Genomic DNA, 11,844 nt, shown 5'->3' on the forward strand with positions numbered 1-11,844 from the left:
AGAAAGGACGATCATGCTCTCGTATCCCCGGCGCTGGCCCCGGGCGCTCTTCGCGGCGGTTCTCACCGTCACAAGCGCGGCCCTCGCTGTGGCTGCACCGTCCACCGCGCAGGCCGCGGTGATCCCCGCCTCCGACTATCAACAGGTCAAACTCGCCACCGGCTCGGCCGAGCTGGGTGAGGCCATGTCCCTGGCCGTCCTGCCCAACCGCTCGGTGCTGCACACCGCCCGCAACGGCGTGCTGCGGGTGACCGACGTGGCCGGCAACACCAAGACCTCCGGCACCCTGTCGGTCTACACCCACGACGAGGAGGGGTTGCAGGGCGTCGCCGTCGACCCCGGCTTCGCCACCAACCGGTGGATCTACCTGTACTACTCCCCCACGCTGAGCACCCCGTCCGGGGACGCGCCGACCACCGGCTCCCAGTCGGACTGGGACCGGTGGAAGGGGCACCTGCGGCTGTCCCGGTTCACCCTCAACAGCGACGACACGCTCAACCTGGGCAGCGAGAAGATCGTGCTCCAGGTCGCCAACGACCGTGGGCAGTGCTGCCACGTCGGCGGCGACCTGGACTTCGACGCCGCCGGCAACCTGTACCTGACCACCGGCGACGACACCAACCCGTTCGAGTCGTCCGGCTACGCACCGCTTGACGAGCGGACCAACCGCAACCCGCAGTTCGACGCCCAGCGCACGGCGGGCAACACCAACGACCTGCGGGGCAAGCTGCTGCGGATCAAGCCGCAGTCCGACGGCACGTACACCATCCCGTCGGGCAACCTGTTCGCCCCCGGCACGGCCAACACCCGGCCGGAGATCTACGCGATGGGTCTGCGCAACCCGTTCCGGATGAGCGTCGACAAGGCCACCGGCGTCGTCTACCTCGGCGACTACGGCCCGGACGCGGGCAGCACGAACTCCAGCCGGGGCCCGCAGGGTCAGGTCGAGTTCAACCGCATCGCGTCGGCCGGCAACTACGGTTGGCCGTACTGCACCGGCGCCAACACGAGCTCGGAAACGTACAACGAATACACCTTCCCGTCCGGGCCGTCGCAGTCCAAGTACAACTGCTCCGGCGGGCCGACCAACAACTCGTTCCGCAACACCGGGCTCGGCACGCTGCCCGCGGCGAGGGCAGCGTGGATCAAGTACGCGGGCGACTCCGGTTCACCGTCGGAGTTCGGCAGCGGCTCGGAGTCGCCGATGGGCGGGCCGGTCTACCGGTACGACGCGTCGCTGAACTCCAGCATCAAGTTCCCGCAGTCGCTCAACGGTCAGTTCTTCGCCGGCGAGTACGGTCGCCGTTGGATCAAGGCCATCGCTGTCAACTCCGACGGCTCCCGTGGGGAGATCTCCAACTTCCCGTGGTCCGGCACGCAGGTCATGGACATGGCCTTCGGCCCGGACGGCGCGTTGTACGTGCTGGACTACGGCACCGGGTCGAACAACCAGGCGCTGTTCCGGATCGAGTACATCGGCGGCGGCAACCGCAATCCGATCGCGGTCGCCTCGGCGAACCCGACGTCCGGGGCCAACCCGTTGACGGTCAACTTCTCGTCGGCCGGCAGCTCGGACCCCGAGGGTGGGGCGCTGAGCTACCTGTGGACGTTCGGTGACGGCACCACGTCGACGGCGGCGAACCCGACCAAGACGTACACCACGAACGGCACGTACTCCCCCACGTTGAGGGTCACCGACCCGAATGGCTTGACCGGCACGGCGAGCCTGGTCATCACCGTGGGCAACACGGCCCCGACGGTGACGCTCACCTCGCCCGCCGACGGGCAGCTGTTCAACTTCGGTGACACGGTGTCGTACCAGATCTCGGTGAGCGACCCGCAGGACGGCACGATCGACTGTTCCAAGGTGAGCCTGACGTACGCGCTGGGCCACGACAGCCACGCCCACCAGATCACCTCGAAGAACGGGTGCAGTGGCTCGATCACAGTGCCGACCGACGGCGAGCACGACTCGGCGGCGAACATCTACGGGGTCTTCGACGCCGCCTACACCGACAACGGCGGGCTGACCACGCACAGCATCAAGACGCTGCAACCCAAGCACCGCCAGGGTGAGCACTTCGGCGCTCAGTCCGGCGTCCAGGCCACGGACCACACCAGCGCCGAGGGTGGCCGCACCGCCGGGTTCATCGAGAACAACGACTGGATCTCGTACCAGCCGTACAACCTGGCCAACGCCAACCGCATCACCGTGCGGGCGTCGTCGGCCGGCGCGGGCGGCACCATCGAGGTCCGGGCCGGGTCGGCCACCGGCTCCCTGCTGGGCACCGTCACGGTGCCGGTGACCGGCAACTGGGAGACGTTCGTCGACGCGTCCGCCACGATCAGCAACCCGCCCACCGCGTCGACGACGCTGTACCTGGTGTTCAAGGGTGGGTCCGGCTACCTGTTCGACGTCGACGCGTTCACCTTCACGACCGGCACCGGTAGCACCACGCCGGTGAGCACGCTGCGGGCGCAGGTCAACAACCAGTACGTGTCGGCGGTCGGCACCACCGCGTTGATCGCCAACAAGGCCAGCGTCGGTGGCACGACCGAACAGTTCGACCGGGTGGACGCCGGCAACGGCAACATCGCGCTGCGGTCGCGCGCCAACGGGCTCTACGTCTCGGCCGCGAACGCGGGTGCCAACCCGTTGGTCGCCAGCGCCACGGCGATCGGGTCGTGGGAGACGTTCCAGCTCATCAGCAACTCGGATGGGACGGTGAGCCTGCGCGCCACGGTCAACAACCAGATCGTGTGCGCCGAGAACGCCGGGGCCGGATCCCTGATCGCCAACCGCACGTCCGTTGGGGCCTGGGAAAGGTTCATCCTGACCACCGGCTGACCGGGAATGTGCACGGGGCCCGGCCTGGTAACCGACCAGGCCGGGCCCTACCGTGTGAAGTAGGCGGCGCTCTCCGCGTCCGCGGGGTAGTAGGACTCGACGGCGATCTCCTCGATCGTGATGTCCGTCGGGGTGCCGAACGTGGTGATGGTCGAGAAGAGCCGCAGCTCTCGGTCACCGACGCGGAGGATCATCGGGAGCACCACGTCGGCGTCGAGACGGTCGTTCGTCGGCTCCTCGGGCTGGGGGCTGAGCAGTTCCTCGTAGAGCGCGGCGAGCGCCGCGTCCGGAGCTGCGGCGAGCTGACGTGAGATCCGGCTGCGGAACACCGCCCGCACGTCCGCCAGGTTGACGACCAGCGAGGCGAGCCCGCGCGGGTCCAGGCCGAGCCGGACCAGGTTCACCGGTGGCCGCAACAGGTCGGGGGCCACGTACGCGAAGAACGGGTCGACCGCGCGGTTGGTCAGCAGGATGTTCCACCGACGGTCGAAGACGAGCGCCGGATACGGTTCGTGAGCCCGGAGCACCCTGCGGACCGCGCTGAGGGCACCCGACAGGGCGGCGTCGTCGAGCGGGCGCTGCGTGTACCGGGGCGCGAAGCCGGCGGCGAGCAACAGGTGGTTGCGGTCACGCAGCGGCACGTGGAGCTGCTCGGCCAGCCGGAGGATCATGTCGGCGCTCGGCGTGGACTTGCCGGTCTCGACCAGGCTGACGTGCCGAGCCGAGACGTCGGCGGCGATCGCCAGGTCGAGTTGGCTGAGCCCTCGGCGCTTGCGCCACTGCCGCAGCAGTTCCCCGACCGCATACACGATCATGACCCTACTCATCCTCGCTCGGGACGCCATGAAGTGCGATGTCATCGACAACCATCCGGGCCGGGGAAACACTTGCGCCCATGACCACCGAGAACAAGAGCATCGTCGGACGTGCGTTGGCGGGGCTTGTCGACACCGGCGACGTCGACACGCTCGCCTCGTACCTGAGCGAGGACTTCACCCATCACCGGTCGGATTCGACGACCTCGACCAGGGCGCAGTGGCTCGCTGCGGTCCGCGCAGCGCTCGGCCCGACCACCGGCATGCGGGTCGACATCCTGCACCTGCTGGCCGACGGTGACCACGTCGTGGTGCACTCGCGACGCCGACTCCCCGACGCAGGGCCGGAGATCGTGGTGGTCGACGTCCTGCGGATCGCCGACGGATTGATCGCGCAGGTGTGGGAGGTCATCGAACCGGCGGCCCAGGCCGCCGCCAACGACGCGTGGTGGAACGCGGATGCCTAGATCGGAAAGCGGCCGTGACGCCAGTGCCAGTGGCCGCCGGCCCGCAGGTGGTCGATGATCGCGCGTTGGAGCGCAGTGCGGCGCGGCAGCTCGTCGAGCGGCGTGGTCAGGGTCCGGAACCCGAACCGCAGGACCTCGATGTCGGCGTCCGGCCCCGCGGACTCGTCGTAGGGCTCCAACTCGAACCGGCGCTGGAACCGCACGATGTTGGAGTCCTCGGGGAGGTACTCCCGCAGCTGTGGGTCGAGCAGCCACGACGCGCAGGAGAACGCGGTGTAGCGCTCGTCGGGAAAGTGCCGGGGAAAGAACGCTCGGGCCTCGTCGAGGGACGACGCCACCGCCTCCGGGGTCAACGGCCCCGAATCGGGGACGTGCAGCCCGATCGCCCCGTCACCGCGCTGGTGCTGTAGCCGGCCCAGCTCGTAGACGCTGCCGCGCGAGTGCAGCGTCAGCCAGCTCTGCATGATCGGCCAGCCCTCGCCACGCATCCGTCGGTCGATGGCGAGGTTGCGGCCCAGGTCAGCCAGGGTAACCCAGGTCACGGCGTCGGGGATGCCGTGGTCGCTGTGGTACCCGCGCACCACGTCGACAAGGGCCAGGTACGCGTACACGTAGAGGTGCCGCCAGGCAGGCCCGCGCTCCCGGGGCAGCTCCGGACCGGGCGGAAGCCAGTCGTAGCCCGCGAGGTCGGCGCGGACCAGGGCGATCGAGCGGTCGAGCAGCCAGCGCAGTTCCGGAGTCCACAGGGCGGAGCCGGGGTCGGGCCAGCCCGCCAGGATCTCGGCGGCGTCGTCCGGCGGCACGGTGAGCCGGTCGAGGATCGCGGGTGCGTCGGCCTTGGCCGGCAACGGAGCTGACGGACCGTCACCGGCGAGCCGGTGCACGCGGTCGACGTCCTCGACGGGCACTCCGAGCCGGCCGGCGATGTCGTCGGAATTCACGCCGACGACCCTACCGGCGGGCGAGCGTTTCAGGAGTCCGCCGGAACTCCGGCGTCGAGCTGCCCGATCATCGGTGCGAGGAGGTCGTTGAGTTCCCGGGCCAGCACCGCCACGGCCCGGCGCGCCGCCGCGGCAACCTCGTCGTCCGGGCCGTCGGGCGTCGGCGGCAGGTCGTCGAGCGGGACCGGCGCCTCCACCTGGAGCAGCGCGCGCAGATGCGGGCGGCGTGTCTGGTCCTGCTCGGTGGGTGTGGTGAACTGGCCGAACAGCCGGGGCCAGTCCTGCCAACCACGGTCGCGCTGCCACTGCTTGGTCCAGGTCAGCTCGGCGGGCCAGCGGGAGGCCACCGTCACCGCGCACACCAGGCTGCCGTCCCACGGGCTACGCGCGCAGGTCGCCGAGATGATCCGGCGGTGCCAGCGCACGAAACCCGGCGACAGCTCGGTGGCCAGCCGCCAGGCGGTCACCGCGAACGCCACGGGCGCGAAGTCACCCCAGGTGTCGGCGAACTCGTCGATCCGGCGGAACACCTCGGCCTCGTACCGGCCACGCCCGTCGGTGCCGTGCTCACGGTCGAACTGCTCGTCCAGCCAGAAGGCGCGCGGATCCGGCATCCCCAACCCCCGTTTGTGAGAAGTGCTCGGACACACGGTTGCGCATCCCGCAGTCAGGCAACCGTCACTGACCGTATGCGACATGCCCTACTGTGGACCCTCCATCCGAGCCTAGCGCCTGTTCCAGGACGCCGGAACGCATCGGCCCCACCACCCACCCCAGGAGGTTCTGTGCGAAGCACGCTCGGGTTCGTGGGTTGACAAGACACCGGTTCCAGAGTGGACGATGCACCGTGCGAATTCTTGTGGTGGGTGGCAGCGGCCTGATCGGCGCGCACGTCGTGGACGTCCTGCGGGAGCGTGGGCACGCCGCTACCACAGTGGCGCGTACCGCCCAGCCGGGCATCGACCACCTGCTCGACGTCGGGTCCGCCCAGGTCGACGAAGTGCGGCAGTTGCTCGCCGGTCACGACGGCGTCGTCTACGCCACCCGCACCGACGAGCAACGGCCGCTACCCAAGCCGATCTATCCCGAGTTCCGTCGAGACAACGTCGACCCGGTGGTACGCCTGTTCACCGCCGCCCGCCTCGAAGGTCTCACCCGGGGCGTCGTGATGGGCTCCTACTACACCTACTTCGACCGGCTGCACCCCCAGTGACGCCTCGCCGAACGGCACACGTACATCCGCTGCCGCCTGGAGCAGGCCCGGGAGGGGCGGGCGGCGGCCGGCGAGGGCCTGCCGGTCGCCGTACTCGAACTGCCCTTCGTCTTCGGTCGGGCCGGCGACCGACTGCCCAACTGGGCCGGTCCGCTGGACCGGTGGGCCCGCTCGCGTACCCCGCTGGTCGCCCCGACCGGCGGCAGCGCCGCGGCCTCCGCGCGCAGCGTGGCCGACGTCGCGGTCGACGCCCTGGAGCAGGCCAGCGGCGCGGACCTCCCGGTCGCCGACGAGAACCTCACCTGGCACGACATGATCGCCCGCATCGCCGCGGCGGTGGGCCGGCCCCGCCGGGTCGGTCGCCTGCCGGCCGGCGCGGCGCGGGCCGCGCTGCGACTCGGCGGCGCGGCGCAGGCCCTCGGCCGCAGGGAGTCGGGCATCAACCCCAGCCACCTCCCCGACCTGCTGCTCGCCGACCTGTTCATCGAACCGACCACCGGCCGGCCGCTCGATCCGGCCCTACGTGAGACCTTCCCGGTCCGCGCCACCTGACCCCTCTCGGGGTCGACAGTGACCGGCCTGCTGGGCCGCAATCTCGACGAACTCCTGCACCAGCGGTGACCGGTTGTCCTCGGCCCAGGCCAGACACACCTGGTTGGGGCCGAGGTCGGCGACGGGCACGTGGCTGACGTCCGGTCTCGTGTAGAACGTCGCCGTCGACAGCGGCAGGATCACCATCCCGGCGTACGCGGCGACATGTTCCAGCTTCTCCTCGACGGAGTTCAGCTCGGGCCGAGGTCGGGGATCGGGGTCGGTGGGACGGTTCGGCAGGTCCCGCCACTCCGGCACCGCGTCCGGGTCCTGCAACAGCCGTTCCTCGATCAGCTCGGCGAGGTCGACCGACTCCTTGCCGGCCAGCCGGTGATCGGTGGGTAGGACGACGACCCGGGGTTCGGTGAACAGTGGCCGCAGGCACAGCCCGCTCCGGTCGACCGGAAGCCGAACGTAACTGACGTCCGCGCGCCCCTCACGGACGATGTCGGCCTGGTCGTCCCAGGACGTACGGACGACGTTGACGGCCAGGTCGGGGTGCCGCTGGCCGATCGCGCGGGCCTCGGCGGTGACGAGGAGGCCGGGCATGAACGCGATGGTGAACGTCGGCCGGCCGTGCGCGGCCCGCTGCACCCGCCGCCGCAGGGCGTCGGCCGAGGCGAGCAGCGGACGGGCGTCGGTCAGCAACTGGCGGCCGGCCTCGGTCAGCACCGTGGAGCGGCGGTCCCGAACGAAGAGCGTGGCGCGCAGTTCGTGCTCGAAGGCCCGGATCTGACGCGACAGGACCGGCTGAGCGATGTGCAGCCGTTCGGCGGCCCGACCGAAGTGCAGCTCCTCAGCGACCGCCACGAAGTAGCGGAGCTTGCGCAGATCGACGTCCATCCTGCCCCCGTCCGGTCGCCGCTACGGGCGGCTCCATGATACCCGCCGGGTATGAATGGAGTCATACCCAACGGGCATTACAGGAGGTGAAAGAGGTCTTGGACGCGAGCGTGCCCGGCGGCGCACGGTGGTAACCGTCTCCACCACACGATCCGGAAGGACACGATCATGACCCTCATCGACCAGCGCGTCGTCGTACTTGGCGGAACCTCGGGAATCGGCCTCGCCACCGCCGCCAGTGCCGCCCGCGAGGGCGCCCAGGTCGTGGTCGCCTCCAGCAACCAGCGCAGCGTGGACCGCGCCCTGACAACCCTGCCGACCACCACCCAGGGGTACGTCGCCAACCTCACCGACCCGGACGCCGTGTCCCGGCTGTTCCACGATCTCGGCTCGTTCGACCACCTCGTCTACACCGCCGGCGAACCCCTCGCGCTGATGTCAGTCGACGCCCTCGACCTCACCGCCGCCCGGGCCGCCTTCGACCTGCGCTACTTCGGCTCCCTGTCGGCAGTCAACGCGGCACTGCCGTACCTGCGCCCCGGCGGGTCGATCACCCTCACCACCGGCACCGCCAACCACCGGCCCAGCGCCGGCTGGTCCGTCGCGGCCAGCATCACCGGGGCGATCGACGCGTTGGTCCGCGCGCTCGCCGTCGAACTCGCCCCGATCCGGGTCAACGCCGTCTCCGCCGGCGTGATCCGCTCACCGCTCTGGGACTCCCTGCCCACCGAAACCCGGGAGCAGATGTACGCGCAGCTCAGCGAATCGCTTCCGCTCGGCCGGGTGGGCGAACCCGAGGAGGTCGCCGAGGCATTCGTCTACCTCCTGCGGGCGACCTACGCCACCGGCACGGTGGTCACCGTGGACGGCGGCACCCTCATCGCCTGAGCCCGCCGCACCCGTCAGCGGAGCTGTTCGGCCAGACCGACGATGATGCCTTCGGGGCCCCGGACGTAGCAGAGCCGGAAGATGTCCTCGTACCGCTCCACCTCCCCGACGAGTTCCGCGCCGTGGCCCCGCAGCCGGGCGATCACGTCGTCGATGTCGTCGACGGCGAACATGATGCGTCGAATGCCGAGCGTGTTCGCCGGCGCGTTCCTCGGTTCCGCGCTGATCGCCGCCGGTCGGTGGAACATCGCCAGCTCGACCTTGCCGTGGCCGTCCGGGGTCCGCAGCATCGCCACCTCCTGCCGGACGTCGTCGATCCCGATCACACGCTCCACCCAGCGCCCCTCGACCGGCCCCCGACCCTCCATCTCCATGCCGAGCTCGACGAAAAACCCGATGACGGCGTCAAGGTCCTCGACAACGATGAGGACGTTGTCCATCCGCTGGATCGCCATGCTGAATCTCCCTGGTCTGGTGCGGTCGCCGTTGCCGCATCCTCCCTGAGACGGAGCCACGTCAGCGTCCTCGACATCCGGGCTGACCAACTGTGTGCCGTACCGCCGACCAGAACCGGAGATCTTTTGCATGGCCATGCATCACGATGAGTTAGCCCTCACCGATGACGTCGTCCGCGAGCTGATAGCCGATCAGTTCCCTCAGTGGGAGACGGCACCGGTCCGGCGCGTCGCGTCGAACGGCACCGTGAACGCCATCTTCCGCATCGGCGACGACGTGGCGGCCCGGTTCCTGCTGCGGCCACGCGACGTCGCCGTGGCCGCCGAGCTCCTCCAGCGGGAGGCCGAGGCCTCCCGACGCTTCGCCGAACACAGCCCATTCCCGGCTCCCCGGCCCATCGCGATCGGCAACGCCGGAAAGGACTACCCCCTGCCGTGGTCGGTGCAGTCGTGGGTACCGGGAAGCATCGCCCCCGTCGACATCGACGGGTCCGTGGAACTCGCCCGTGACCTGGCCTACCTCATCAGCGCGCTTCGGGCCACCGACACGCAGGGCCGCCGGTTCCAGGGCGACAACCGCGGTGGCGACCTACCCGACCACGACGAGTGGGTCGAGGAATGTTTCGGAAAGAGCGAGGGTCTGCTCGACGTCCCGACGCTTCGGCGTCTGTGGAGTCACTTCCGGGAACTGCCGCGCACGTCGGCCGACGTCATGTCCCATGGCGACCTGCAGCCGCTGAACGTCCTGGTGGCCGACGGCCGGCTGGTGGGTGTGCTCGACACCGGCGACTTCGCGCCGGCCGATCCCGCCCTTGATGCCATGTGTGGCTGGTACTTCTTCGACGATGCGTCCCGAGCGGTGTTCCGTGACAAGCTGGGTTGCGACGACCTGGAGTGGGAGCGCAGCAAGGCATGGAGCTTCGAACAGGCTCTCGGGGCCATCTGGTACTACGTCGAGACCAACCCCGTCATGTACCAGATGGGCCGCCTCGTCCTTGACCGGGTCGTGGCGAACACAAAGGTCTGAGGCGGTCAGTTGGCTGGGGTCCCAAGCATCACTGTGAGCCCTTCCTGAGCCGCCAGTACGGCGCCCTCGAACTCCGCCCGCGCCGCCGCCACTGCGGCTGCCCGGTCATTGCCTGGCCAGAAGTGGGTGAGCATCAGGCGACGGGCGCCCGCCCGGCGTGCCCACGCTCCGGCCTCGGTGGAGGTCATGAGGTTCCGGCGGGAACGACCGCTCTCGCCGTCGTGGTCCGTCGCCTCGACAATGAACAGGTCGGCGTCGAGGCCCAGTTCGGCAAGCGCGGGAGTCGGCCCCGTATCCCCGGAGTAGGCCACCACGATTCCGTCGGCCACAAGCCGGATGCCAGCGTTGGGCACGAAGTGCGGCAGAGACAGACCGGTCAGGTCGAACGGCCCGACCCGGTAGCTGCCGGGTAGTGGGTGCAGGTCGAACACCGTGCGCAGGTCGACTTCGGGCTCCAGGCCGCTGAGCCGGTCAAGCACTCCGGGCGGGCAGTACAACGGCAGCCGTGGGCCGCTGGGCTGACCGTAGAACCGCATCCTGAACAGACCGTGCAGGTCGACGCAGTGATCCGGGTGCTCGTGGGTGATGACGACGGCGTCCACCGCACCATCGGGCCAGTGCCTGAGCAACCGCGGCAGTGTGGCGTAGCCCAGGTCGAGCACCACGCGGTAGCCGTCCCAGTCCACAGCGAAGCCGCTACAGGCACGGCCTGGCTCGGGAAAGGCACCGGAACTGCCGAGCACTGTGACCTGTCGCATCCGCACAGCTTGTCATCGCCTGAGGTGTGATGGACACCGCTGGTGGGATGCCGTCCGCCTTGAGCTTCCGGAAGGCGCACCGGCTGAACGGCGACTCTGGCCCCGGACCGGCATCGCCGTGACCTGCTGTCGGCCCGCTACGGCGTAGCTCTTGGAAACTAGTGATCTGAGCGCTGACGCCGGCGCAGCAGCACGGCTGTCACCAGGTAGCCAACGCCAAGCAGTGCTGCCAGCACGGCGATGATCACGGACCAACTGATCGGCTCCCCGATGGCGAACACCCAGTACGCCACAGCAAGGAAAGACCAGACGCCCCCAAGGATGAACCCCTGCCTGGGCGTCTTGGCTGTCTGCCACCACGGGCTACCGACCGCTCCCACGTATTCGATCCTGCCCTTGGTACGGAGGATGGCACAAGGCAGGTCGGCTTCGGTGGCTGCTCGCAGCCTGGGCCTGTCGTGCCTCTCGTCCGCGTTGCAACGCGCTGACACGATGACGTCATGGTGCCAAGCCCAGACGCCAGGCCGGATGAGACCCAGATCTCCGAACAGGTGCTCACGGCAACCTATGCGGTAGTCGCAGCTCGCCGGACATCCTTCGACACAATGACCTGGCAGGTGCCCGCCCTGGCCACCGCAGCTCAGGCGTTCCTTCTGACGCTCGCGCTTGGTCCGGAGACGTCACGTCCGGCCCAAGCGGTGGCGGCGACCCTGGCTGCTGCCTTGACCGGCCTGTCTGCCCAACTCATGGTCAAGTACCGGCGCCTGGAGCTGTCCGACAACCGGCTGTTGGAGCGGATCGAGCAACAGTTGGGCGTGGATCAGATTCTTGGACTGCCGCCTCACTCGGCTGCACGCGCACGTCTCGGAGACAACCAACCCTGGTGGGTTCGGCTTTCGTCATTTCGACTGTGGCTGCTTGGGATTGGGGCGTTCAGCATGGCCGACCTGGTGATAGCAATTGACGCGCTGGCGGGCCTCGAGCTTTTTCGCTGAGCC

14 protein-coding genes are annotated in these 11,844 nt (G+C 69.3%); 7 read left to right on the forward strand and 7 right to left on the reverse strand.

Translation table 11 applies throughout. The annotated features are described in order from the left end of the window. Positions 1–13 precede the first annotated feature (13 nt). Positions 14–2,848 carry a PQQ-dependent sugar dehydrogenase gene (locus ACGF3C_RS32010; RefSeq protein ID WP_393227445.1) on the forward strand — a complete coding sequence of 945 codons (2,835 nt, stop codon included), beginning with the start codon at positions 14–16 and terminating at the stop codon, positions 2,846–2,848. A 47-nt stretch (positions 2,849–2,895) separates the two neighbouring features. Here the strand turns inward: ACGF3C_RS32010 and ACGF3C_RS32015 are convergent, their stop codons facing one another. After that, positions 2,896–3,663 (reverse strand): helix-turn-helix domain-containing protein, encoded by a 768-nt coding sequence (locus ACGF3C_RS32015; RefSeq protein ID WP_393227447.1) that lies wholly within the window; start codon positions 3,661–3,663, stop codon positions 2,896–2,898. Positions 3,664–3,743: 80 nt separating this feature from the next. On the opposite strand from ACGF3C_RS32015, the gene ACGF3C_RS32020 reads away from it, so the two are divergent. Then, a complete protein-coding gene (locus ACGF3C_RS32020; protein WP_357232496.1) occupies positions 3,744–4,130 on the forward strand; it encodes a nuclear transport factor 2 family protein in 387 nt (128 codons plus the stop codon). Here the strand turns inward: ACGF3C_RS32020 and ACGF3C_RS32025 are convergent. Continuing rightward, positions 4,127–5,071, reverse strand: a complete 945-nt coding sequence (locus ACGF3C_RS32025) for an acyltransferase domain-containing protein (RefSeq protein WP_393227449.1) — start codon at positions 5,069–5,071, stop codon at positions 4,127–4,129. The genes ACGF3C_RS32020 and ACGF3C_RS32025 overlap by 4 nt on opposite strands. Before the next feature lie 29 nt (positions 5,072–5,100). Then, on the reverse strand, positions 5,101–5,685 hold the full coding sequence (locus ACGF3C_RS32030) for a hypothetical protein (RefSeq protein ID WP_357200438.1): 585 nt from the start codon (positions 5,683–5,685) through the stop codon (positions 5,101–5,103). Between the two features lie 233 nt (positions 5,686–5,918). On the opposite strand from ACGF3C_RS32030, the gene ACGF3C_RS32035 reads away from it, so the two are divergent. After that, entirely contained in the window at positions 5,919–6,284 is a 366-nt protein-coding gene (locus ACGF3C_RS32035) for an NAD-dependent epimerase/dehydratase family protein (RefSeq protein WP_393227451.1), read from the forward strand. A 228-nt stretch (positions 6,285–6,512) separates the two neighbouring features. Next, complete coding sequence (locus ACGF3C_RS32040) at positions 6,513–6,836, forward strand: hypothetical protein (protein WP_393227453.1); 324 nt, start codon at positions 6,513–6,515, stop codon at positions 6,834–6,836. On the opposite strand, the gene ACGF3C_RS32045 is transcribed toward ACGF3C_RS32040, so the two are convergent. Further along, complete coding sequence (locus ACGF3C_RS32045) at positions 6,804–7,718, reverse strand: LysR family transcriptional regulator (protein WP_393227455.1); 915 nt, start codon at positions 7,716–7,718, stop codon at positions 6,804–6,806. The two genes, ACGF3C_RS32040 and ACGF3C_RS32045, sit on opposite strands and share 33 nt — an antisense overlap. Positions 7,719–7,886: 168 nt before the next feature. Here ACGF3C_RS32045 and ACGF3C_RS32050 point away from each other — a divergent pair, with 168 nt between their 5' ends. Further along, the gene (locus ACGF3C_RS32050; protein ID WP_357228626.1) at positions 7,887–8,606 is read left to right on the forward strand and encodes an SDR family oxidoreductase; all 720 of its coding nucleotides are present in this window, start codon (positions 7,887–7,889) and stop codon (positions 8,604–8,606) included. Between the two features lie 14 nt (positions 8,607–8,620). Here ACGF3C_RS32050 and ACGF3C_RS32055 read toward each other — a convergent pair whose 3' ends face one another. Continuing rightward, complete coding sequence (locus ACGF3C_RS32055) at positions 8,621–9,061, reverse strand: VOC family protein (RefSeq protein WP_393227457.1); 441 nt, start codon at positions 9,059–9,061, stop codon at positions 8,621–8,623. Positions 9,062–9,191: 130 nt separating this feature from the next. On the opposite strand from ACGF3C_RS32055, the gene ACGF3C_RS32060 reads away from it, so the two are divergent. Then, positions 9,192–10,088 carry an aminoglycoside phosphotransferase family protein gene (locus ACGF3C_RS32060; protein ID WP_393227459.1) on the forward strand — a complete coding sequence of 299 codons (897 nt, stop codon included), beginning with the start codon at positions 9,192–9,194 and terminating at the stop codon, positions 10,086–10,088. A gap of 5 nt (positions 10,089–10,093) precedes the next feature. On the opposite strand, the gene ACGF3C_RS32065 is transcribed toward ACGF3C_RS32060, so the two are convergent. Then, on the reverse strand, positions 10,094–10,846 hold the full coding sequence (locus tag ACGF3C_RS32065; RefSeq protein WP_393227461.1) for an MBL fold metallo-hydrolase: 753 nt from the start codon (positions 10,844–10,846) through the stop codon (positions 10,094–10,096). A 158-nt stretch (positions 10,847–11,004) separates the two neighbouring features. After that, positions 11,005–11,139: a hypothetical protein gene (locus tag ACGF3C_RS32070; RefSeq protein ID WP_393227462.1), complete on the reverse strand. Its 135-nt coding sequence runs from the start codon at positions 11,137–11,139 to the stop codon at positions 11,005–11,007. A gap of 312 nt (positions 11,140–11,451) precedes the next feature. Here ACGF3C_RS32070 and ACGF3C_RS32075 point away from each other — a divergent pair, with 312 nt between their 5' ends. Beyond that, a complete protein-coding gene (locus tag ACGF3C_RS32075) occupies positions 11,452–11,841 on the forward strand; it encodes a hypothetical protein (protein WP_393227464.1) in 390 nt (129 codons plus the stop codon). Positions 11,842–11,844: the final 3 nt, after the last annotated feature.

It is taken from the genome of Micromonospora sp. NPDC047762 (genome assembly GCF_043204655.1).
Taxonomy (GTDB): Bacteria; Actinomycetota; Actinomycetes; order Mycobacteriales; family Micromonosporaceae; genus Micromonospora.